The 23910-nt window shown below is 42.3% G+C and carries 21 protein-coding genes; 8 read left to right on the forward strand and 13 right to left on the reverse strand.

What is annotated here, in order from left to right; all coding sequences use genetic code 11:
• Window positions 1-9 precede the first annotated feature (9 nt).
• The 4 genes from BUC20_RS15120 to BUC20_RS15135 all read left to right on the forward strand — a co-directional run bounded on the left by BUC20_RS15120 (window position 10) and on the right by BUC20_RS15135 (window position 5251).
• Window positions 10-1551 carry a trypsin-like peptidase domain-containing protein gene (locus BUC20_RS15120; protein ID WP_073231942.1) on the forward strand — a complete coding sequence of 514 codons (1542 nt, stop codon included), beginning with the start codon at window positions 10-12 and terminating at the stop codon, window positions 1549-1551.
• Window positions 1552-1703: 152 nt separating this feature from the next.
• Window positions 1704-2447 carry a succinate dehydrogenase cytochrome b subunit gene (locus BUC20_RS15125; protein ID WP_234994523.1) on the forward strand — a complete coding sequence of 248 codons (744 nt, stop codon included), beginning with the start codon at window positions 1704-1706 and terminating at the stop codon, window positions 2445-2447.
• Between the two features lie 27 nt (window positions 2448-2474).
• On the forward strand, window positions 2475-4454 hold the full coding sequence (locus tag BUC20_RS15130; protein WP_073231943.1) for a fumarate reductase/succinate dehydrogenase flavoprotein subunit: 1980 nt from the start codon (window positions 2475-2477) through the stop codon (window positions 4452-4454).
• 26 nt (window positions 4455-4480) lie between these two features.
• Window positions 4481-5251: a succinate dehydrogenase/fumarate reductase iron-sulfur subunit gene (locus tag BUC20_RS15135; protein ID WP_073231944.1), complete on the forward strand. Its 771-nt coding sequence runs from the start codon at window positions 4481-4483 to the stop codon at window positions 5249-5251.
• A 91-nt stretch (window positions 5252-5342) separates the two neighbouring features.
• Here BUC20_RS15135 and BUC20_RS15140 read toward each other — a convergent pair whose 3' ends face one another.
• The 6 genes from BUC20_RS15140 to BUC20_RS33915 all read right to left on the reverse strand — a co-directional run bounded on the left by BUC20_RS15140 (window position 5343) and on the right by BUC20_RS33915 (window position 11504).
• Window positions 5343-7319 (reverse strand): M56 family metallopeptidase, encoded by a 1977-nt coding sequence (locus BUC20_RS15140; protein WP_073231945.1) that lies wholly within the window; start codon window positions 7317-7319, stop codon window positions 5343-5345.
• Window positions 7316-7693, reverse strand: a complete 378-nt coding sequence (locus BUC20_RS15145) for a BlaI/MecI/CopY family transcriptional regulator (RefSeq protein ID WP_073231946.1) — start codon at window positions 7691-7693, stop codon at window positions 7316-7318. Before BUC20_RS15145 ends, BUC20_RS15140 begins: the two co-directional genes overlap by 4 nt.
• A 190-nt stretch (window positions 7694-7883) precedes the next feature.
• Window positions 7884-9479 (reverse strand): M28 family metallopeptidase, encoded by a 1596-nt coding sequence (locus tag BUC20_RS15150; RefSeq protein ID WP_234994524.1) that lies wholly within the window; start codon window positions 9477-9479, stop codon window positions 7884-7886.
• 155 nt (window positions 9480-9634) lie between these two features.
• Entirely contained in the window at window positions 9635-10417 is a 783-nt protein-coding gene (locus tag BUC20_RS15155; RefSeq protein WP_073231947.1) for an ABC transporter permease, read from the reverse strand.
• Window positions 10418-10419: 2 nt separating this feature from the next.
• Entirely contained in the window at window positions 10420-11328 is a 909-nt protein-coding gene (locus BUC20_RS15160; RefSeq protein WP_073231948.1) for an ABC transporter ATP-binding protein, read from the reverse strand.
• Between the two features lie 2 nt (window positions 11329-11330).
• Entirely contained in the window at window positions 11331-11504 is a 174-nt protein-coding gene (locus BUC20_RS33915) for a hypothetical protein (protein WP_159441111.1), read from the reverse strand.
• Between the two features lie 262 nt (window positions 11505-11766).
• On the opposite strand from BUC20_RS33915, the gene BUC20_RS15170 reads away from it, so the two are divergent.
• Together BUC20_RS15170 and BUC20_RS15175 are read left to right on the forward strand one after the other, a co-directional pair.
• Window positions 11767-12795: a sensor histidine kinase gene (locus tag BUC20_RS15170; RefSeq protein WP_073231950.1), complete on the forward strand. Its 1029-nt coding sequence runs from the start codon at window positions 11767-11769 to the stop codon at window positions 12793-12795.
• Entirely contained in the window at window positions 12792-13547 is a 756-nt protein-coding gene (locus BUC20_RS15175; RefSeq protein ID WP_073231951.1) for a LytR/AlgR family response regulator transcription factor, read from the forward strand. Before BUC20_RS15170 ends, BUC20_RS15175 begins: the two co-directional genes overlap by 4 nt.
• A gap of 26 nt (window positions 13548-13573) precedes the next feature.
• Here the strand turns inward: BUC20_RS15175 and BUC20_RS15180 are convergent, their stop codons facing one another.
• The 3 genes from BUC20_RS15180 to BUC20_RS15190 are packed head-to-tail and all read right to left on the reverse strand — an operon-like array spanning window position 13574 to window position 17384.
• The gene (locus BUC20_RS15180) at window positions 13574-14308 is read right to left on the reverse strand and encodes a lysophospholipid acyltransferase family protein (protein ID WP_073231952.1); all 735 of its coding nucleotides are present in this window, start codon (window positions 14306-14308) and stop codon (window positions 13574-13576) included.
• A gap of 9 nt (window positions 14309-14317) precedes the next feature.
• Window positions 14318-14872, reverse strand: a complete 555-nt coding sequence (locus BUC20_RS15185; RefSeq protein WP_073231953.1) for an NUDIX domain-containing protein — start codon at window positions 14870-14872, stop codon at window positions 14318-14320.
• Window positions 14873-14885: 13 nt separating this feature from the next.
• Window positions 14886-17384, reverse strand: a complete 2499-nt coding sequence (locus tag BUC20_RS15190) for a TonB-dependent receptor (RefSeq protein ID WP_073231954.1) — start codon at window positions 17382-17384, stop codon at window positions 14886-14888.
• 98 nt (window positions 17385-17482) lie between these two features.
• On the opposite strand from BUC20_RS15190, the gene BUC20_RS15195 reads away from it, so the two are divergent.
• Window positions 17483-18097 carry a thioredoxin family protein gene (locus BUC20_RS15195; protein ID WP_073232684.1) on the forward strand — a complete coding sequence of 205 codons (615 nt, stop codon included), beginning with the start codon at window positions 17483-17485 and terminating at the stop codon, window positions 18095-18097.
• Here the strand turns inward: BUC20_RS15195 and BUC20_RS15200 are convergent.
• Window positions 18077-18358 (reverse strand): ATP-dependent Clp protease adaptor ClpS, encoded by a 282-nt coding sequence (locus BUC20_RS15200; RefSeq protein WP_073231955.1) that lies wholly within the window; start codon window positions 18356-18358, stop codon window positions 18077-18079. The two genes, BUC20_RS15195 and BUC20_RS15200, sit on opposite strands and share 21 nt — an antisense overlap.
• Before the next feature lie 77 nt (window positions 18359-18435).
• Between BUC20_RS15200 and BUC20_RS15205 the strand changes: the two genes are divergently transcribed.
• The gene (locus BUC20_RS15205; RefSeq protein WP_234994525.1) at window positions 18436-19485 is read left to right on the forward strand and encodes a 3-oxoacyl-ACP synthase III family protein; all 1050 of its coding nucleotides are present in this window, start codon (window positions 18436-18438) and stop codon (window positions 19483-19485) included.
• A 20-nt stretch (window positions 19486-19505) separates the two neighbouring features.
• Here BUC20_RS15205 and BUC20_RS15210 read toward each other — a convergent pair whose 3' ends face one another.
• The 3 genes from BUC20_RS15210 to BUC20_RS15220 are packed head-to-tail and all read right to left on the reverse strand — an operon-like array spanning window position 19506 to window position 23859.
• Complete coding sequence (locus BUC20_RS15210) at window positions 19506-20381, reverse strand: SDR family oxidoreductase (protein ID WP_073231957.1); 876 nt, start codon at window positions 20379-20381, stop codon at window positions 19506-19508.
• 3 nt (window positions 20382-20384) lie between these two features.
• The gene (locus BUC20_RS15215) at window positions 20385-21146 is read right to left on the reverse strand and encodes an enoyl-CoA hydratase/isomerase family protein (RefSeq protein WP_073231958.1); all 762 of its coding nucleotides are present in this window, start codon (window positions 21144-21146) and stop codon (window positions 20385-20387) included.
• A gap of 10 nt (window positions 21147-21156) precedes the next feature.
• Window positions 21157-23859 (reverse strand): TonB-dependent receptor plug domain-containing protein, encoded by a 2703-nt coding sequence (locus BUC20_RS15220; RefSeq protein ID WP_073231959.1) that lies wholly within the window; start codon window positions 23857-23859, stop codon window positions 21157-21159.
• Window positions 23860-23910 lie beyond the last annotated feature (51 nt).

A 23910-nucleotide genomic window follows, 5' to 3' on the forward strand; every position in this document is an offset into this window, starting at 1 on the left:
AAAATACAAATGAAAAGAATCGGATTGATAGTGTTAGCCGCATTTATAGGTGGTGCGGCTGCGATTGGCGCTTACAAACTGTTAGAGCGCAACAATGATGGGATGACATTAGCGGAGAAACAAAATGTGCTTTTTGCTAACAATCCCGTAAAAATATCCTCTACAGGAGCTGTAGATTTTGTCCAGGCTGCCTCAGTAGTATCACCGGCAGTGGTGCACATTAAAACTTCTTATGGCAGTAGCTCCGGCAGCGAAAGAGCTGGAGGTGGCTCACCAATGGACATGTTCGAAGAGTTTTTTGGTGGCGGCGGTGGCCGTGGCAGATCACGTGCGCCGAGAGCAGCCTCAGGGTCTGGTGTAATACTTACGCCTGATGGTTATATCGTAACGAATAACCACGTGGTGGATAATGCTGATAAGATCGAGGTGATCTTGTCTGACCGTCGTAAGGTGATGGCTAAAGTAATTGGAAAAGACCCAAACACAGATCTTGCCCTGATCAAGGTAGAAGAAACCAATCTTCCGATTGTGAAAATGGGAAACTCAGACAATGTACAGATCGGGGAATGGGTATTGGCAGTGGGCTTCCCGCTTGACCTTCAGACTACGGTAACCGCAGGAATTGTGAGTGCGAAAGCAAGAAGCATCGGTATCTTAGCGAGACAACAAGGTCAGCTGACAGAAGAAGAGTATGATGAATACCGCAGAACTGGAAAAGCACCTGAGCGTACCAATAACAGTATTGAAGCTTTCATTCAGACTGATGCGGCAATTAACCCTGGAAACAGCGGTGGAGCATTGGTAAATGCAAACGGTGAGTTGATCGGAATTAATGCAGCAATCGCATCTCAGACAGGTACCAATGAAGGTTATGGTTTTGCCATTCCCGTAAACCTGGCGAAAAAGATCCTGGAAGATTTCCGAAAATATGGAGCGGTGAAACGTGGCTATATTGGTGTAAATTTCAGACCTCTTGATGCGGATTATGCAGAAGAATTGAAAATTAAGGACATCAACGGATTGTATGTGAGTGATGTACTGCCTAATGGTGGTGGCGCTGCTGCAGGAATCCAAAAAGGAGATATCATTAAAAAAGTAGATGGCGTAACGATCTACGATTCTCCTGATTTACAGGAAAAAATCGGTCGTATGAGTCCTGGTGATAAAGTACAGCTGACGGTATTGAGAAATGGTGCTTTAAAAGACTTAAATGTAACCCTTAAAGGGGATGCAAGTGTGAATCTTGCTAAAGCAGCACCAGCTGGAAAATCAACAGGTACCACCATCAGTAAGTTAGGTGCAGCTTTTGCTCCGGCTCCTGCACAGGTGAAAGCCAAATATGGAGTGAAAAATGGAGTCGTAGTAAGCAGTGTTGAGCCAGGAAAAGTATTCGATGCAATGGACCTTCCTAAAGGGTTGTTGATCACTACTGTTAATGGTAAAACTGTAAATAGCGCAAAAGACGTGGAAGCGGCATTGCCTACTTCAAAAAGTGGAATGACCACCATCTCCGGCGTTGGCCCGAATGGAAACTATACTTTTACTTTCTAAACGAATAATTTAATTGATCCTTTAAAAAGGGAGGCAGCAAAAACTGCCTCCCTTTTTGCATTCAGGGTGGTCTGGATTTGAATTCTCACTTGTCATGGCTCTGTAAAATTTAGAACGTTTCTAAATAGCTTTATTGTCGTTATTTTATGACAATGATTAACAAATTAATTCTTTTATTAAATACTTTTGCAGGAATAGAACTAAAATACAATCAAATGGCTAGTTTCGGAAACGCTTTTTCCTCGTCTATAGGAAAAAAACTAATAATGGGTATCACCGGCCTGTTTCTTATTTCATTTCTTGCGGTTCATTGCTTTATAAATGCTTTGATCTTCGTGAATGACGGTGGTTTAACCTTCAATGTAGGGGCTCACTTTATGGCTACCAACTGGCTGATCAGGGCAATGGAAGTGGTCTTGATGGCGGGCTTACTGGCACACATTATCCAGGGTTTACGTTTGGTTTTTCAAAATCAGGCTGCACGTCCGGTAAAGTATGCGGTAAATAATGGTGCTGCAAACAGCAAATGGTACTCCAGGTCAATGGGATTATTAGGAACGATCTTATTGATTTTCTTAATCGTACACTTATCTGATTTCTGGGTAGTTTCCCGTTTTACAGGAATTCCTACCGTTGATTCAGCAGGACACGAAAATCTTTTTGCAGTGATGGTGGCAAGATTTCAAACCCTTTGGGTAGTGATTTTATATGTTTTGGCAATGGTTTCTCTGGCTTACCACTTATTACATGGTTTTGCTTCTGCATTCCAGACGCTGGGATGGAATCACAAAAAATATACTCCACTCATCAAAGCATTTGGTATCTGGTATTCAATTATCATCGCAATACTATTTGCAGCTATGCCTGTAGCAATTTATGCAGGTCTTATTAAATAATTTTTGAACGTATAAAGCTTAAATAAAATGGCTGAATTAAATGCAAATATACCGGAAGGCGAATTAACGGATAAATGGACCAAATTGAGGTCTTCTATGCCATTAGTTAACCCGGCAAATAAAAGAAGCATCGAAATTATTGTAGTGGGTTCGGGATTGGCAGGTGCTTCGGCAGCAGCAACCCTGGCAGAGATGGGCTATAAAGTTAAATGTTTTTGCTTTCAGGATTCCCCGAGAAGAGCGCACTCTATCGCAGCTCAGGGTGGGATTAATGCAGCGAAAAACTATCAGAATGATGGGGACAGTACTTACCGTCTATTCTATGATACCATAAAAGGTGGTGATTACCGTGCACGTGAAGCTAACGTTCACCGTTTAGCAGAAGTAAGTGCAAATATTATAGATCAGTGTGTGGCACAAGGTGTGCCTCTGGCAAGGGAATATGGTGGTCTGTTAGACAACCGTTCTTTTGGTGGTACACAGGTTCAAAGAACTTTTTATGCTGCCGGTCAAACGGGTCAGCAATTGCTTTTAGGCGCATACAGCGCTTTGGAGCGTCAGGTAGGAATGGGTAAGGTAGAAATGTTTACCCGCCATGAAATGCTTGAAGTAGTCGTAGTAGATGGCAAAGCCCGCGGAATTATTGCCCGTAATCTGCTTACAGGTGAATTGGAGCGTCATTCAGGACATGCGGTATTGTTGTGTAGTGGCGGTTACGGTAACGTATTCTACCTTTCTACAAATGCAATGGGCAGTAACGTAACTGCAGCATGGAAAGCACATAAAAAAGGCGCTTTCTTTGGTAATCCTTGCTATACGCAGATTCACCCTACCTGTATCCCTGTTTCAGGTGATCACCAGAGTAAATTAACCCTGATGTCTGAGTCATTACGTAATGACGGCAGAATCTGGGTACCTAAAAAGAAGGATGATCCACGTAAAGCTTCGGAGATTCCTGAAGATGAAAGAGATTATTATTTAGAGCGCAGGTATCCTGCTTTCGGTAACCTTGTACCACGTGATGTGGCTTCCAGAGCTGCTAAGGAACGTTGTGATGCAGGTTATGGTGTAGGTAAATCTAAACTAGCTGTTTATCTTGATTTTAAAGCCAATACTGAGCGTTATGGCCGTATTGAAGCCAACGTACAGAATATCCATAACCCTGATAAAGAAACCTGCATGCGCCTTGGCCGTGAGGTAATTAAGGAAAAATATGGTAACCTTTTTGATATGTATGCGCAGATCACAGGAGAAGATCCTTATGAATTGCCAATGCGTATTTATCCTGCGGTTCACTATACTATGGGTGGCCTATGGGTAGATTATAACTTAATGACAACCGTTCCGGGATTATATGCTCTGGGAGAAGCTAACTTCTCTGATCACGGTGCGAACCGTTTAGGGGCTTCTGCTTTAATGCAGGGATTAGCGGATGGTTACTTTGTAATTCCTTATACTATTGGTGCTTACTTATCTAAAGAACTGGCCACAAAACCAATTCCTCAGGATCACCCGGCGTTTGTAGAAGCAGAGGCTAGTGCAAGAGGAATTATCGATAAATTCTTTGCAATTAAAGGAACCAAAACCGTTGATTATTTCCATAAGAAATTAGGAAAGATCATGTGGGAAAAATGTGGAATGGCACGTAACGCCAAAGGCTTAACAGAAGCGATTGCGGAAATTCAGCAATTGCGTAAAGATTTCTGGAGCGATGTTCGTGTACCGGGAGAAGCCAATGAGTTCAATCCTGAGCTGGAAAAAGCAGGCCGTGTAGCCGACTTTATTGAGCTGGGAGAATTGATGTGTATCGATGCCTTGAACAGAAACGAATCTTGTGGTGGTCACTTCAGGGAAGAATATCAGACGGAAGAAGGTGAAGCCATGCGTGATGATGAAAACTATGCTTACGTTGCAGCATGGGAGTTCAAAGAAGGTGTTAAATTTGAGCTGCATAAAGAAGAGCTGAAATTTGAAAACATCAAGGTTGCACAAAGAAGTTATAAATAATAGCTAAGTACTAAAATCTCAATATCATGAGTACAGGAAATATGAATTTAACGCTGAAAATCTGGCGTCAAAAAAATACAAAAGCCAAAGGTGGTTTGGTGGATTATAAACTATCAGACATTTCTCCTGATATGTCCTTCTTAGAAATGTTTGATGTTTTGAACGAAGAGCTGATTTCTAAGGGTGACGAGCCGGTTGTGTTTGATCACGACTGCAGAGAGGGGATTTGTGGAGCCTGTTCGATGTTTATCAATGGCAGACCTCACGGACCAAAAGAAGGAGTGACCACCTGCCAGTTACACATGCGTTCATTTAAAGATGGAGATACCATCGTTGTGGAGCCATGGAGAGCGAAGGCTTTTCCGGTAGTTAAAGATTTAACAGTAGATAGGTCTGCGTTTGACAGAGTTATTGCGGCTGGAGGCTTTATATCAGTGAATACTGGAAATGCACAGGATGCCAACAACCTGCCTATTCCAAAAGTACAGGCCGATTCAGCTTTCGAAGCTGCTGCTTGTATCGGTTGTGGTGCTTGTGTGGCCACTTGTAAAAATGCTTCTGCAATGCTATTTGTTTCTGCAAAAGTATCTCAGCTGGCACAATTGCCTCAGGGACAGCCGGAACGTTACCGCAGGGTTCAGACTATGGTTGCGCAGATGGATGCAGAAGGTTTTGGAAATTGTACCAATACCGGTGCTTGTGAAGCAGAATGCCCTAAAGGAATTTCTTTAGAGAACATTGCACGCATGAATAGAGATTATTTGTCCGCAAAATTTGTATCTGAGGAAGATATTTAATAAATTTAGCTAACGAGACAAGGATATTTAACACGAAAGCCCGGCTATATAGCTGGGCTTTCGTGCATTAGGGGGTTGGGGGGTATTGTCTTTAGTTCTTTTTGTCTTCAGTCTTGCCGGGTTTTATGGCAACTTTCGTCTCTATTAAAACGACGCCGTTAACTGCTGCCGGGCCATAACGTGAAGTTGCTGCAGCATCTTTTAAGATGGAAATTGTAGCAATCGTATTTGGGTCGATCTCATTGATCTCAGACATGAACTTTTTACCGTTTAGCAGGATTAATGGCTCTTTTCCATCTGAAATGCCGGTAAGTTTTATTTTTGTTCCTGCATCTTGCGTAAGGCCTAATCCAGTTACTTTGCCCACTTTGTTTCCGGAAGGGCTGCTGTCATCATTCAGCGTAAAGTTGATCGGGATATTATATTTTACCCTTACGGCCTGGCCTCCATAAATTCCCGGATTCCATTTAGGTGATTCCTTTAATACCCTTACTGCTTCTTCATCTGTTCCCAGGCCTAGCTTTCTTTCTACTTTAACTTCTGTAAGCTCACCGGTTTTTTCCACAATAAAAGACAGGAACACTTTGCCCTGCAGGTTTTTTTCCTGCGCTTCCACCGGATATCTGACCGCCTTACTTAAATATTTGTAAAACTTATCCATTCCTCCGACAAACTCAGGTTGCTTATCTATAGAGACGAAATCATAGACTTTAACATCGTTTGGATCTGTTGGGTAAGTATTAGCCGCATTTTTAGCCTCCGCTTTATAACTCATAAGGGTCACTGTATTCAAGGCTTTATACCCTTTCACGACACTTAATTTTGGATTCTTTTTGGTGCTGCTGGCCCCGGAAATGATCAGGGAAACAGGCAGTGAATAATTGCCATTCTGACTGGTTTTGAAACCCTTATAGCTCAGTATGACCCTCATGATTTCGGCCTCAATCCCTGCACCTAGTTTGTTTACCACACTGATCGCCCCGATTTGTCCGTCTTTCAGACTAAACTTAACCTGGCTGTTTCCCTGAAGTTCAGCATCGTAAGCTTCTGTAGGGTATCTGATGTGGCGTTTAAGGTGTACGTAAAAGTTCTGCCAGGCCGGGTCAGTTACATTTTGTGGGCTAACCTCGCTTGTCTTCATATTTGATACCGCAATTTCTATAGGTGCAGATATCACTTCTTTTACAACGTTCAAAGGGCTGTTTAAGGGAATCTCTTCTGTTACAGCAATGATGTTTTCGTTACTGCGGATAGTGGCAGACGACATGATCAGCGTGATGGCAAAAAGAGGTAAAAACAGGCCATATTTTAAGATGGCGGTCTTTTTTGATCTTTGTTTATGTAGCATAAATATTCTCTTTTTTATCAATGACTTATTAAAGAAAGTATTAGTGAGGCTACTCGGTGCAATGTTAAATGCCCTGCTCAGCAACAGCAATGCATACTGCTCTTTGTCGCCCTGAAATTTGGCAGCTTCCTCATCTGCCAGGTATTCATGAATGTTTTTAATGGTATGCTTATAAAAATAAATGATGGGGTTGAACCAGGTGAAAATGCCTAACAGCTCAAAGAACAATACATCCAGGGTATGTAACTGGCGGATGTGAATCTCCTCATGCCTGTCGATGGTCTGAACTTCCGGCAGGTTGGTATCTATTCTTTTCTTTCTGAAAAAGGAGAAGGCATTTCCGGCATGTTCCTGTTGAAGCAAGCGTTGTACTTTTAATAATTTGTAGATAAAAAGAAGCGTAAAAACGGTTAGACCAATCAAATATATGACCACGATTACATTGCCTGCACTTAGCTTTTCCGGGGCATCCGATGCCACACTAACCTGTGTCATGAGCTCATTTAACTGTCCCACGCCTGCATAGATCGGTGTTGCCACAGGTTGCTTGCCAAACCATTCAAACCTTAAGAACGGAATGGACAGGGAACCTATCCCCGCTGAGATCAGATAGATCCTGTTGAGGATGAAATAAGTCTCCTTTGCCAAAAACAACTTATAAAAGCCATAGAATAATACCAGGTATATATTGGCCTGCAGGATATAATGTGCCCAACTCATCTCGGTCTGTTTTTAATTTTGTTAATCATTTTTAAAATTTCATCTACATCGCTCAAATCAAGCTTCTCTTCCTTAACAAAAAAGGAAAACATACTTTCTACAGAATTCTCAAAATAGCTGCCTAGCAACTTTTCGGTAGCATGTCGTTTGTAATCTTCCCTGCTGATGAGCGGAAAGTACTGATGGGATTTTCCAAAAGCCTCATGCCCGATAAAACCTTTAACTTCCAGTATCCTGATGATCGTGGATACGGTATTATAAGCGGGTTTAGGCTCTGGTAAAAAATCCATCACGTCTTTTACAAATCCTTTTTCTATCTGCCATAGAATCTGCATCAATTGTTCTTCTGCTTTTGTTAGATCTTTAATGTCCATCTTTTTATTGTATTAACCGGTTTTTTTAATTGGTTTCAGGATCATAACTACTCGTCAATAGTATTATAACTAAAACCTTAGTATAAACTTAAAACTAATATTTTAGTTTTCAAAGAGTTTTTATAAAAATATTTTATTTTAAACAAAGAAACCCCTGGGTTTCCAGAGGTTTCTTTGTTTAAACGCTTTTTTACTGCTTTGGGGCTTCAGGAGCCTTCGGCAATTCTTTTCTTGGAATCTGTGCTTCCCGTTCAGAAGTGTGGTATACAAAAGAAGCTACAATGGTTGCTGCTCTTTTTAAATCTTCTTCCGCTAAGCGGTCGAAAGTATCCTGATTGGTATGATGGGTACGGGTATTGTAATCCATTGGATCCTGGATGAACTGGAATCCTGGAATCCCGACAGCATCAAATGCCTGGTGATCTGTTCCTCCGGTATTGGCAGCGGTAACTGTTTTTGCTCCTAAATCCTGGAAAGGGTTCAGCCAATCCTGGAAGATCGGGCCGGCAGCGGTATTCCCTTGTAAATAAATCCCCCTGATCGCACCTGTTCCGTTATCGAGGTTATAATATGCGCTGATCTTTTTATGATCCTTGGTCAGGACCATTGTTTTCGGATCTCCAAAATGTTTGGCTACATAACCTCTGGAACCATGTAGGCCCTGTTCTTCAGAACTCCATAGTGCCACTCTGATGGTCCGTTTAGGCTTAAAATTAATGGCTTTAAGGATCCTCATCGTTTCCATCATCACCGCTGCTCCTGCAGCATTATCGGTAGCCCCTGTAGCCGAATGCCAGGAATCGTAATGTCCGCCAATCATCACCACTTCATCTTTTAATTTTCTATCTGTTCCGGGAATTTCTGCAATCACATTATACCCCTGTGGATCCTGATCATAGAAAGAAGTTCTGATATCGGCCTCTACTTCCACTTTCTCTCCTGCACGAAGCAAACGAAGGATGTGAAGGTAGTCTTCTGCAGAAATTTCCAGTTCAGGAGCAACAGGTTTTGCATCCAGGGCATAAGAAGCACCATTGCTGGTGAAGAATGTACCATGGTTTCCCCGTCCATAACTAAGGATCAGACCGACTTGCTCTTCCTGCATAAAACCGGCCATAGCAGCGCGTACTTCTCTCATCTTCATCATTTGAGCCATCATATTGTTGGCCGCTCCGGCACGCGGACGCTGTCCCTGTGGCTGTGCTGTTGCTTCAGCCATTTTGGCCAGCTCAGCATCGGTATATCTGACTGCATCAGGTTTATAGCTGTTTTGTAAGGGTTGTATCGTAATCTGATCAAACACGACTATCTTCCCGGCAAGTTTTCCTTTATAAGGTAAAAGGTCTGTAATGGTATCCGCTTTGATCAGAATGACTTCAGATTTTATCGCGCCTTTAGTTCCGGGGGTCCAGGCTTTAGGCGCACCAATCATCGCATGATAATAAGGAAGAGTCGTTGCTGCATAGTATTTGTCGATCTGCCATCCTTTCCCAAATTGACCCCATGCTTCCAGGTGTACGTTTTTTAGTCCCCAGGAGGTGAATTGACGTACCGCCCAATCCTGCGCACGTTTTAATCCCGGAGAATTGGACAGGCGCGGGCCTGCAACATCAGTGATTTGAAACGCAATATCCATTACCTTGGAGTTTTCAAGGCCTTCCTGACGTATTTTCTGTACCGCGGCCGTATTGATCTGCTCCTGAGCAGATAAAGAGAGACTGAAGCATAGTGCTAGTCCGGTTATTGTAAGTGTTTTCATATGTACTTTTTCCTTGGAATTCTTCATTAATACCTGAATTTACAGGAAAAGATAATTGCTTGTATCTCCCTAATCATATTTTTACATCATTAGTTAAATATAACCGTGATTTATAAAGAGAGATTAAACAAGAAATGGCGGTACAAAGACCGCCAATTCTGACTATTAACTAAAACTAAAAACTATTTGATGCTCTTCCTGGAAACGATAAAATAACCGGCAATAAAGAAGAGCAGAGCGTAAATGAGACTGGTGTATATTTCCTGGGTGAATATTTGATCCATGTTTTTTGACTTGGTCATGGATAAGGCCAGGGTAGGCTGGCTGTAAGGAATAAGGTAAGCATGCTCCCATCCTTTTGTCGCTGCAATGATTCCTGCAATAACCCCGACAAAGCCAATACCCATAGGTTTCAGAAAATCTGACCAGACCAGGCTAATGATGAATTGTAAGGACAGGATCCCCAGGGAAGAAAGAAACATCTTAAAGTATGTTTTGGATAAGATCTCCACCGGCGAAAAGCCCTTGAAGCTAAATCCACTGTTCAGTGCCTGTAAAAGATGACCGGATAAGAAGGTCAGCAGCGCAAATAAAAACAAACAGATAAAGATCAGAATAACGGCATATAAATATTTTGCGGTATAAATGGAAAGCTTATTCAGGGGTTGTGCAAACAGGCTCTTCCAGGTATCATTCTTATGTTCAATATTATTAACAGAAAATGCCATGAAGATCACATAAAAAGGAAGGATCAACATACCCATTACCCCCAGGGCGCTCCCACTAAAGGTCATCCATAAGACTTGAGGGGGATAATGCATTTTGATGATCTTATCGGCATTGCTAAAAAAGCCAAAGGCAATGAGCCCGCAAATCACAAGGGGCAGCAGGATCGAAGCCCAAAAGGCAAGTGTCTTTCTCGATTTATAAAATTCAGACTGCAAGGAGATGATTAAAGAGCGCATACTTAATTGTTTTTAGTGATGTCAAGAAATAAGTGCTCCAGATCTTTCCTAATCTGATAAATGCTGTAAACAGTTAATCCATGTTGAATAAGAAGGGTATTCAGTTTTCCACATTCTGCGGTAGAAACAAAAGGAAGGGTGATTTTTTTATCTTTAATGCCAAGGATCTGATACCCGTTTTTTTCCAGGAAGTCCTGACCTCTGGCCATATCGTTGATTTCCAGTTCGATCATGGGCTTGCTCAAATCATGCAGCTCGTTGATCGTTCCCTGAAAAAGTAATTTCCCTTTATTGATGATGCCTACATGAGTGGCAATACGCTCGATCTCGCTCAGCAGGTGACTGGATACGAGGATTGTTTTCTGATGTTTTGTAGCCAGCTCAATCATCAGATTTCTGATCTCTATGATCCCGTTCGGATCCAGGCCATTGGTGGGTTCATCAAGTAACAGCAGCTCAGGATCTGATAACAAAGCCAGTGCAATACCCAGACGTTGTTTCATCCCTAATGAATATTTTCCTGCCTTTTTTCCTGCAGCATCTTCCAGGCCCACAAGACGAAGCATCTCTTTCGCTTTAGTCCGGTTAATGCCCAGCAGGATACACCTGTTGTATAAATTTTCCTCACCGGAAAGGTGGGCGTAAATAGCGGGTTGCTCTACCAGTGAGCCAAGGCGTTTTAAACTGGCAATGCGGTTGGAGTTGATTTCCTTACCAAAAAGAAACACAGTGTCTGCCGGTGATTTTAAAAGATTTAAAAGGATTTTAATAGAGGTGGTTTTGCCGGCACCATTTGGGCCCAGAAAACCATAAATACTCCCTTTCTCTACTTTTAACGACAAGTCATCAACTACTTTTTGATTTCCAAAGTAATAGTTAAGACCACGGGTTTCAATGATGAGGTCCTTCATTCCTATTTGAAAGAAAATACGCTCACTTTGGCAATTCCTTTTACTGAAGTGTTTGTTTTTGCAGCAACTTCTTCATTTTGTGTGGTACCGATATTGTTGGCAATGGTCAATACCATCATCATAAACACAGGAACTAATAAAAGTAAGAAGGGCGATACATTGGCTAACCTTTTCATAATATTGATATTTAGAGATGCAGTTTTCATATTCGTTGCGATTTGATGAAACAAATAGAATGATTAAAAAAATGCTGCTAAAATCTTTTAGACCAAGGCCATATTATCCTAGATAAACGCCTATTTATAGTAGTTTTGCAATTGATTGGTTTATTTGCCAATTTGGTAGAAAAAAAATGCCCGTTCGTCGAAAGCCATTGCTCATAACAGCAGGAAAAATTTACTTTAGACCTATCGAGTTTTTGTCAATAACAAAGTTTAAATGAAAAATAAAGGCCCTCTGGTTGTACATATTGTTTTCTGGGTGTTGGTATACTCTCTTGTTGTCCTGGACACCATATTTTCTAAGGAGCCACGAACTTTATCTTCGATTGCAATCAGGTATGGATATTCCGGTTTAACCAATATTTCCATTTTTTATATCAATTATACCCTGTTGATTCCAATGCTGATCAAAGAGCAGAAGAAATATGGCTTATACATGGGAGCCATTCTGTTATTGATTGTGGTGATGAGTGCCATTAAGACGGTCATTGCAAGCCTGAACCCTGAGGAATTATTGGTGACCTGGGAGGGAAACGTCCGGTCGTACATTCCTATCGGTAAATACGCAATAATGGCGGTGTTCAGTTGCGGTTTCTTTACCGTGGTGAGTTCCTTAACTAAGTTTGCAGTAGATTGGTTTGGCAATGAACGGATCCAGAGAAATCTGGAAAGTGAAAAGAAAGAGATGGAACTGCAATTCCTCAAGTCACAGTTAAACCCGCATTTCCTGTTCAATTCCCTGAATAATATTTACTCACTGGCCTATCAGAAGTCTGATAAAACAGCAGATGCCATCCTGAAACTTTCTGAAATCATGCGCTATATGATTTATGAAAGTAATGATAGCTGGGTTTCACTCAGCAAAGAAATAGAATATGTGCAGAGTTATATCGAGCTTCAGAAACTAAGGTTCAGGGATGGGGCTGCGGTAGAACTGAGCCTGAACGGGGAAATCGATAACCAGCAGATCGTGCCGCTGATCCTGATTTCTTTTGTAGAGAACGCCTTTAAACATGGGGTAGCCAATGATCCTAAAGATCCCATCAAGATCAATATCATCGCCAATCAGAAAATCCTGCATTTCAGCGTAACGAACAAAAAGAATAAACACAATAAAGATGAAGTAGGGGGAGTAGGTCTCAATAATGTAGAACGACGACTGCAATTGTTATATCCTGAAAGATATAAATTAAATATTGTAAATTCGGCTACCCATTACACCAGTGAATTAATGCTAGATTTATGACAAAGTTAAAATGTATTGCGGTCGATGATGAACCATTGGCTCTTGATATTATAGAGGATTATGTGTCAAAGGTACCGTTCTTAGAGCTGGTGAAAAGAACAGAAAACGCAATTGAAGCCCTGCAGCTGGTACAGGCAGGAGGGATTGACCTGGTCTTTCTGGACATTCAGATGCCTGAACTTACCGGAATCCAGTTCCTGAAAATTGCGAATGGGAAATCAAATTATATCCTGACCACTGCCTATTCACAATATGCACTGGAAAGTTATGACCTGAACGTTTCTGACTACCTCCTGAAGCCTATCGCATTCGACCGTTTTTATAAAGCCGTAGAAAAGGTACATAATCAACAGCAAAAAGCTGCGGAACCAGTACCTGCTGCTCCACCGGCAATTACCCCGCTGATGTCTGCTCCGGTGGCTGCACACCCTGTTCAGGATTTCATCTTTGTGAAAACTGAACATAAGATTCAGAAAATTCAACTGGACGACATTCTTTATATAGAAGGTTTAAAAGATTATATTTCCATATATACCAAAACAGAAAGAATCATCACGCTTCAGAACATGAAGAAAATGGAAGAAACCCTGCCTAAAGGACAATTTATAAGGGTGCATAAATCCTATATCATTGCTTTAGATAAGATTGAAAGTATCGAACGCAGCAGGATCAGCATCTTTGGTAAAGTCATCCCTATCGGAGATACTTACCGGGACGAATTCTTCAGGCACATCGATAATAAGAATATCTAGAACTGAATAAGAACATCTGGGATCGGTTATTGACCTAATTTCAAACGGATTGCTTTTTCTGCTTCCTGGGTAATTTCCTCGGGATTTTTGCCTGTCGAATCTATTGGCTTTAATACCGTCCAGCGGATCTTTTCACCAAAGCTGAGCGGGAATGTACCATATTGTACCATTTTCCATGAGTTTTCAATAGCAATGGGAACGATTAGGGCATTGGGTACTTTTTTAAGCAAAGTTGCAATCCCACCAACATGAAAAGGTTTAAGGTTTCCGTCTTTGGAACGGGTGCCTTCAGGAAAAATCATGGCAGACCAGTTGTTTTCTTTCATCCTGTTGCCAAGCTGAATGATCTCCCCAACGGCCTGTTTGCTGTCCTTACGGTCGATGTTTGCACCACCACCATATTTAAGGTTAAATGAAATTGAAGGAATCCCTTTGGTCAATTCGATCTTGGAGATAAATTTGACATGGTGTTTTCTTAGAAACCAGATGAGACCGGGAATGTCGTACATGCTCTGGTGATTGGCAATAAATATTTTAGGCTGATCAACAGGGAGCTCCTGATCATTGATAAATGTAACGGAAGAACCAATGAAAAGATCACAGTATGTTAGAAAGAAGTTGAGTGCATCTACCGAAGCTTTATGCGCCTGATAGCCGAACAAACGGTAACAGACCCATTGAATGGGTTGGAAAATCAATAAAGTCAACCCAAAGAAGAGATAAAACAGCGGACTGAAAATATATCCTAAAAATTTATTCATAATTGTTCGTTAAAGCGAGAATTCCTGAAGGATGATTTTGGTTTTTAAAATGGCAGCAACACTCATGCTGTCGGTGATCTCTCCGTTTAAGACCATTTTATAGGCTTCTTCAAAAGGGAGCTTGCGCAGCTGAAGTTCTTCGGTTTCTTCGGGCGAAGCGATGCCCATACTCAAACCCCTTGCAATATAAATAATAGCCAGTTCATTGCTCACGGAATTGGATAAATGCATGCGTTGAATCTCTGTCCATTCTGTAGCAGAGAGGCCGGTTTCTTCCATGAGCTCGCGTTTGGCACTAGCTAAGGGATCTTCCCCTAAAGGGCCTCCGCCTTCAGGAATTTCCCAGCTGTAAGCTTTTATAGGAAAGCGGTATTGTCCTATCAACCAGGTGTTCAACTCCTCGTCTAAAGGTAAAATTCCAATGGCTAAGTTTTTAAAATGTACTTCTCCATATATTCCTTTACCTCCGGATGGGTTGATCACCTGATGTTCTGTGAGCCCAATCCAGTTGTTGTCGTAGATCTTATGGCTCTCAATAGTGGTCCAGGGATTGCGTTCTTCCATGGACGCAAATATACTAAAATGACTCTTCATCGGAACGCATTTCCTGCTGATCCGGTTTTTTGCCTTTCTTGGCACTGAAGCTGGTCTTTCCAAAACGGTAAGAATAAGTCAGACTGCCCATCGTTCCCTGCATGTAACGTTTGAAATCTACGGTAGAATTTTGGGTAGTAGTGGTCATACTCCAGGCTCGGGTATTGAAAATATCACGGACATTGAGGCTTAGTGTTGATTTTTTGTCTTTAAAATCATACTTCGCTCCTGCATCTATCCCATACATGGCATTTCTTGTTCCCTGCGCCATTACCTGACGGGCACGGTAATCTCCTTTGATCTGTAAGGTAATGTTATAAGGCAGGACAAAATTATTCGTTAAGTTGGCATTCCAGGTAAATCCGGAGTTGTCTACAATACCAGAACCCAAAGCAGGGCCGCCATTTATTTTACTTTGATACAAGTTGGCATTGGCGGTAAAGTTCCAGGCTTTGGCTACATCAACGCGACCGATCAGCTCTAATCCGCTGGACAACTCGCTTGTTAAGTTCTGAGGAGTGGAGAGCGTAATGCCATCCTGATCCGTTTCTGTCCTGATTCTTTGAATCGCATCGTTGGTCTGACGCATGTAAGCTGTGGAAATAAACGTAACCTTTGGCCAGAACTTGCTATAGCTTAATTCAAAGGCATGCACATCTTCCGGTTTAAGGTTTGGATTTCCCTGACGGTGGTTCAGAGGATCAGAAACATCAACAAAAGGATTGGTATCCCAGCCCCTCGGCCGGTTTACCCTTCTGCTATAGCTCAATTGCAACTGTTGCTCAGATTTGAGTTTCTGTGTTAAAAAGACACTTGGGTATAACCTGGTATAAGCGACTTTCCCCGGAACTGAATTGATTTGACCATTCGCGCCAAACATTCCTAAACGGGTGTCAAGAGTCGCATCTTCTGCCCTTAACCCAACCTGATAACCAAAGTTTTTAACCTGGTTCTGATAGTTCGCATATAAGGCATGGACCTGATCTTTGCTGTTGAAATCATTGGTAAGCGCCAGGTTGGTCTCATAAATCCCGGTGATGTTATTCAACCGATCAGAATAGGTATTGTTCTCAGCAATACGGACCTGACTGCGGTAGCCGGCTTCCAGTTTTCCGGATTTTCCTACAGGGATGGTATAATCGGCCTGGATATTGTAATTCCTGTTGATCCCTGTTCCATCGTTTCTGATGATTTCCGGGAGTTGGAATACAGGAACACCATTAAGGTTATAAATATCCGTATTGTAGACCTGGTTGTTGTCGTTGTTTCCTTCAGAGAAGCTGGCATTAAAGGTAATTTCCTCTTTTGGTTTTTTAAATTTATGACTGAAATCAAGGTTTAGATCGTAGCTGCCACCAGATCCCAGGTTGGAGTTGTTCCTTCTGCTGAGCTCCAGAGGGGCTTTCAGCTTGTTTAACTGATCGATAGTCAGAAACTCATTTCTGTCATTGTCCCGGATGTTAAAGCCGGCAGCGAAGCTTAAAACGTCTTTGTCGCTCAGGTAGTAATCCAGTCCTCCCTTCACATTGTGCCCTTTATCTAAAGATCTGGAATCTGTATTCTGATTTGCAAAGGCAAACCGGGAAGTTGAATCTTTATAGTCAATATTGTTATAGCCACCACCAAGACGGTTTCCATAGCGGTAACTGTAATTACCATAGAGGTTCACTTTACTGTTCTGAAAACTCAAACTGGCGTTGGCATTGTAATTATCCCTGTTTCCTGCAGTCAGGGCTACACTTCCGTTCAGCCCCAGTTTCTTATTCTTTTTTAATACGATGTTGATGATTCCCGACTGTCCTTCTGCATCGTATTTGGCCGAAGGGTTGGTAATCAGCTCTACACTTTCAATGGAACTTGCCGGAATAGACTGTAAGATCTGGGCAACATTACCTCCCGCAATCAATGAGGGTTTACCATCAATAAGGACTTTAACCCCGGTAGAACCTCTTAAACTCACATTTCCGTCAATGTCCGATTGTACAGAGGGTACATTTTGTAAAAGATCAGCGGCCGAACCACCTTCACTCACCAGACTCTGGTCTACGGAAAATACTTTTTTGTCTACACCCAGTTGAATGGTGCTTTTAGGTGCGGTAATGGCAACTTCGTTCAGGACGGTTCCTTTTGCAGTCTTCATTTTTATAGTGCCCAGATTGATTTCTTTAACCATTCCTGAAATCGACACCGAATCGCGGACCATCGTCTGATAACCTACATAACTCAACTTAAAAGTAAAAACACCTTTGGGAAGACCAGCCATTGATAAATTTCCGTTCACATCCGTCTGTACTCCCTTTACCAGGGCTTTGGTTTTTCTGTCAAGAATGACTGCCGTAGCAAATGGTATCGTTTCACTGTTCTGGCCATCTACAACTTTGGCTGTAATCTTACCATCTCCGGTAGTTTGTGCATTAAGTTTTACAGTTGTAGTACAAATGGCAAAAGTTAAAAATACAACTTTGTATAACAGGTTCTTCATTGGTGTGTTTAGGTTTTGGTGCTTTTTATATAAGAGGGACAAAGAAACATGTCGGAGGTTTAAAAAGAACAGGCGTAACTATTTTATTACAGCTTATTATGATCGAATACAGTAATATTTTTGTTAACGAAGGAATGAGTTATTCAACCTATCGTAATTTGATAAACGAGCTGCTGCTCAGGAAAAAAACTACCGGGGAAGATGATAGTGAAGCCATGCTTCATTATACGAAAATGAATGTACAGCGAATGAACCGTGTGGATAAAACCGTACAACTCAACGCTGAGCTGCTGGAGGCCTTAACTGGTTTAACCGGAAAGTATCGTTTTCTGGTGATTTCTGAAGGATGGTGTGGTGATGCCGCTCAGATTGTGCCTGTTTTTGATAAAATGGCCAGCACTTTTCCAGATAAAATAAGCCTTAAATTCGTGTTGAGAGATCAGAATCTACCGCTGATCGATGCACACCTGACGAATGGAGGAAGGGCAATTCCTGTACTGCTGATCCTTGATGAAGAAGGAAAAGTACTTTGCAAATGGGGGCCGAGACCACAAATCCTGCAATCACTGCTGGCCGACTGGAAAAAAGAAAGTACGGATATGATGCTGATCGCAGAAAGACTTCACGGATGGTATGCCAAAGATAAAACGCAGACTACACAGGAAGAGTTGAATACGATGGTCCGTAAATTGTTAGTCGACAGAAACAGTTAGTCCTTCCTGTTGTAAGATCTTACGGTAAACTTCCATCTCGGTAAAAGAACCTTCCAGTACGGCACATTTCCCCTTATTGTGAACTTCCCATGCAATTTTCTCGGCCTGGCTTTCTGAATAATCAAGGTATTTCATCATACAGTGGATGACGTGGTCAAACGTGTTTACATCATCGTTCCATAAGATCAACCGATGAACCGTTTTTAAGGAGGTCAGGATTTCTTCTAATGTAAAAGTTTCTTCTTTAGTTTCTGTTGACATGGTACAAAAATAAGCTAATTTCAAAATAATGTTGCAGTTAAAGTTATTTTTGCCTAAAATTTGTAATAAACCTAAATATGATGCATCGATCAAAAATTGCCGGAATAGGCTATTATGTGCCTGAAAATGTCTATACCAATGATGATCTGTCCCGTTTTATGGATACAAATGATGCGTGGATTCAGGAACGTACCGGCATTAAAGAACGCAGATTCGCTGACCGTTTAGAAGAAACGACCACCACTATGGGGGTAGAAGCAGCGAAAATCGCAATAGAAAGAGCCGGAACCACAGCTCAGGATATTGACTTCGTGATTTTTGCAACACTAAGCCCTGATTATTATTTTCCAGGATGTGGCGTATTGCTTCAGCGTGAAATGAAAATGAAAGAAATTGGTGCACTGGACATCAGAAACCAGTGTTCCGGATTTGTATATGCCCTGTCTGTTGCCGATCAGTTTATTAAAACCGGTATGTATAAGAATATATTGGTGGTAGGAAGTGAAAAACATTCCTTTGCCATGGACTTCGAAACCCGGAGCCGCAATGTTTCTGTCATCTTTGGTGATGGGGCAGGAGCCGTAGTCCTGCAGCCTTCCGAAAAAGAAGGACAGGGGATCATGAGTACCCATTTGCATAGTGATGGTGCTGATGCTGAAATCCTGGCGATGTATTACCCTGGAGCCAGTGCGAACAAATGGCTGAAAGATAAACCAGGATATCCTGATCAGGAATTGGGCGGTCTGTTCATGACCACCGAGCAGCTGGAAAGCGGTGCAGCCCTTCCTTATATGGATGGACCTGCAGTGTTTAAAAAAGCGGTGGTAAAATTCCCGGAAGTGATCAGAGAAGCCTTAACTGCAAACAACCTGCAGCCGGAAGATATCGACATGCTGGTTCCACATCAGGCCAATCTGAGGATCAGTCAGTATGTACAGCAATTGTTGGGTTTACCCGATGATAAAGTGTTTAACAATATCCAGAAATATGGAAATACAACTGCTGCCTCCGTGCCAATCGCATTATGTGAAGCATGGGAAGCGGGAAAAATTAAAGAAGGCGACCTGGTATGCCTGGCCGCCTTTGGATCAGGATTTACCTGGGCCAGTGCTTTAATCAGATGGTAACTATAAAATCAGCTAAAGGCTTAACTGCCTTTAGCTGATTTTGTCATTTGGGCAAACATGTCCCACATTTCGTTCGGAATGGCCTCCAGTCCGTTAAACTGACCGGCACCTTGCAACCATTCGCCACCATCAATACTGATGACTTCCCCATTGATATATCCCGCGAAATCGCTGATCAGAAATGCCGCCAGATTGGCCAGCTCCTGGTGATCACCAACACGTTTTAAAGGAACCCGGTTTTTGAAGTCGAACTTCTCTGCCAGATCTCCCGGAAGTAACCGGTCCCATGCCCCTTTTGTAGGGAAAGGTCCTGGTGCGATGGCATTTGTTCTGATGCCATATTTTCCCCATTCTACCGCTAAAGAGCGGGTCATTGCCAAAACACCTCCTTTGGCACATGCCGAGGGAACGACATAGGCAGAACCGGTGAACGCATAGGTGGTCACAATATTTAAAATGCTTGCGCTTTGTTTTTCTTTAATCCAGTGTTTCCCAAAAGCAAGGGTACAGTTTACCGATCCTTTTAATACAATATCGATCACGGTCGAGAACGCATTGGCAGACAGGCGCTCCGTAGGAGAGATGAAATTGCCCGCTGCATTGTTGAGTAAGCCATCTACCTTCCCAAAGGTTTTGATGGTTTCGGCAAGGACATTTTCTACCTGTTCATACTCACGTACATCACAGGCAACTGCCAGTACTCTTCCACCCGTTTCTTTCTCCATCTCGGCAGCGGTCTTTTCCAATACATCGACCTTACGGCTCGTGATCACCAGGTTTGCACCCAGTTTCAGGAAATATGTGCCCATTGCTTTACCCAGACCAGTTCCTCCACCGGTAACTACGATTGTTTTTCCTTTTAAGGCGTCATCCCTTAACATTGGTTGATTGTACATGGGCTATTTCTTTTGCAGGTTATCAATAATTGTTTTTAAAATACTTCTTGTACTTGGTGCCCACCATTGTTTGAGCATGAGCGCCAGTGCCTCGTCCTGATTTGCACGTGTAGCGGCAATCAGGTCTTTCCTGATGTTCAGTTTGCTTTGTTCCCAGGTATTGCGCTCCATCCCCATATATTTCCTGATCCTGCGCTCAGCTGCGGTAAGAATGCTTTCCGGATTTACCAGTTCATCTACCAGACCAACCTGTAATGCCTCTTCAGGAGTAAACAGCTTGCCTTCCAGCAGACTTCTCGAAGCATGGGCATTCCCAATCCAGAAAGAGTAAAGGTGGAAAATTGAATTTGGAACAATGATGCCTACAGGGACTTCATTCAGGCCGATGATGGCCTTTCCTTCTGCCATGATTCTATAATCACAAGCTAAAGCAATGACACAGCCTCCAGCCGGACTATGTCCGTTTATGGCCGCAACCAGTGGTTTTCTGAAAGCAGTAATATTTGCAATGAAATCCAGGAACAAATGCCAGAAAGATTCTGCCTCTGCTTCTGAATAATTGTAGAGTTCAATCAGGTCGAGTCCGGCAGAAAAGAAATTCTCTTTACCAGTGATGATCGCCCCTGCAATATTCTGATCCGAAGCAATGCTGTTCAACATGTCGTTCAACTCCGTAATCATTTCACGGTTTAAAGCATTAGATCTTCCCCGGTCTAAAGTAATCAGGGCTAAATGGTCTTTTATGGTGACTTTAATGGTATTCATATATATCAGTTTATTTTACTTCATAGGTATAAACGGTTCTTCCAAGGCGTCCCATGTTGTCTATTCCTTCCAATACGACCCTGTAAGTGCCGGGTTCATCTGTATTAAAGAAATTGAAGGATGATTTTCCCTGCTCATCGGTAGGAACCTGTGGAGCCCAGTAAACGGTTGTTCTCAGGTCTGGCTTCCGGTCCGGAACAGATGGATCATATTTAGGAGCATAGAATTCTCTTGGGATATAAAATCCTTTAGGATTGTATGTCGTGATGCCAGGTGTAAAGGTATTCGTGTAGCCACCGCTGCCCCCACGTTTTGTAGTGATGACAAGAACACCACCACCTCCATTCATTCCATAAATGGCTGTATTTGCTCCGGATTTCAATACTTCAATGGTCTCTACATCCATCACATTAATCTGATCCAGAAAGTCAGGACCCATACTCATTCCATCCAATACAACTGCCATAGGTGTTCTTCCGCCATTTCTTCCCAGATAGGCCTGGCCATTCATAACCATCAAGCCTGCAACGCGACCCTGCAAACATTGAGACAAGGTGGTACAGGTGCTGAGTTGTTCTGCTGTAATTATCGCATCCGCTCTTCCCGCTCCATTTAAGTTGGAGGAGTTTTTAGCCTGTTGTTTCTTTTCCGTAATCTGTACTTCTTTCAGGAGCATGGTTTTCTCCAATAACCCACGCTTGTTCAGTTCATCAAAATAACTGCTGCTTCGTTGCAGATAAGCGGATAAGGCTTCATTCACATTGACCTCTATGTCGCCTGTGTTTTTACTTTTTGTAATGATCTGTCCCGGAACCACGTCCATATGAATGTCAACCCGCTTTTTGTCTTTTGCGGTACGGGCCTGCACAATGAATCTGGTATCTTCAGGGAAAATCAGCCGGTCAAAGTTAAACTTTCCCTGGGCATCGGTAAGGGTATCCAGTGCAAAAAAACCACCTGAAGAAGAAAACAAAGAGACCTTACTGTTTGGAGATGGCTTTCCGCTATAATTGGTGATGGTGCCACTGATCGTTTGTCCCTTTTCTGCTGCAAAGCGTGTGATCGGAGGCGTATTGTTGATCACATTTTTCCATAAAATTCTTCTCCATCCCTGTGTAAGCATCAGATTGTCCAGGTCCTGTAAGGTTTCGGGGTTCTCATTGATGAAATAATAATTGGGTTTTTCAATATAGCCAATAAGGTCTGAAGTCAACAGCATGGTGCTGAAAATATTGCTTTCATTTTCAGGATCAGGTTTAACAGCTGAAGTATTGGTTACCGCAACAGAGAACGATCCGGAAGTGGGCTGTCCGGAATACGTACTGTTCAGGTTGAGTGTTACTTTTTCTCTTTTCCCATAAGTCGTTTTTTCTGTCTGTAGAGTGGTCTGGATGCGGTCCTCAAGGTTGCGTATAAATACCAGCCTTTCCGCAATAGGGACATTTTCTCCGGAAAACAGCGTGAGTTGAAGGATCCCTTCCGTGAGCTCTTTTTTAGGAATAGAAATATTGATGATCTGTTTATCTGCTTTAACCTTGGTCGTGAATTGTATGATCCCACTGTGCTGACCCACAAGGTTCAGTTCCTTCTGGCCATTAAGGTCTTCGGACCTCATGATTTTTAAACTCAGTTTGTCCTTATCTTTATTTTGGTTGTTTACACTGATCACGTAACCACTGGGACGGACTAATGGTAGGTTGAAGTTTTTCTCAGAACCATCTGAAAATTTGATTTTTGCCTGATAAGTATTTCCAGACTGAGGGTTAAGCACAAAATTTCCCATCCCCAGCTGTCTGGTTTCGAAGTGGTTGATTTCAATTCCGTTCTGATCGACAATAGTGCCGCTAACCTGTTCACCAAGGCCTGAAGCATTTACGGCCTTTATCCCAATCTTATTGGGAAGACCCTCCACAAAGTTTCCGCTTTCGGGAAAGAATTGAACATCAACATCTTTTGATGTGGCCTTTATCGGGATTTCTTTGGTCACTTTCTTCTGATCTGCCAGGGTAATGGTGGCCAGGATTTTCCCTGATTTATATAAGGAAGGCTGTGTATTTACGAAATCCAGTGACACTTCCCCCTGGGCATTGGTCATGGCTTTACCTTTAAATAAGCTTCTGAAATTAAGTTGTACCTCATATCTGACCTCTTTCTCCTGATATGGGTTTCCCTCTTTGTCTGTAAATATAATTTTAGCCTCGACCTTCTCAGCGGCCTTGTCTTTGCTAAATGTATAGTTCGTCCTGGTGAAAACGGTGTTCGCCCATGAATTGCCGATTTTGATCGTTTTATCGAAGAAAAACTCAGGCCCTGCATTTCTCATCCATTGCGTATAAGCCCTGATCCGGTAATTTCCCTCTGCCAGGGAATCCGAAAGCTTAAAGTCACCCCAGCTGATGCCCCCTCCGGCAGGTAGTACCAACTGCTTCTTCAGTGAATCCCTCTCATTGATCAATTCTACATATAGGATCTTGCTGATGTCTGAGGGTTGTAAAGTCTCCGTATTGAGGATATAGGCTTTAAACCAGATATTGTCGCCAACGGCATAATAAGGTTTGTCAAGGTGAAGGTAAACCTTCTCCTGCGCATATTTTTTATTGAAATCCTTCATCCTGGCCAGAAGCGCCTCAAAAGGGTCTCCATCCATGCGGGATACAAAGCTGAGGCAGATGCCTGCAATCAATAAAACCGGGTAAAACAATTTACGTTTCATATTTAACAACCTTAACAAATAATAAAGCCTCAATATACAAATATTGAGGCT

It is taken from the genome of Pedobacter caeni (genome assembly GCF_900129215.1).
GTDB classification, from domain to species: domain Bacteria; phylum Bacteroidota; class Bacteroidia; order Sphingobacteriales; family Sphingobacteriaceae; genus Pedobacter; species Pedobacter caeni.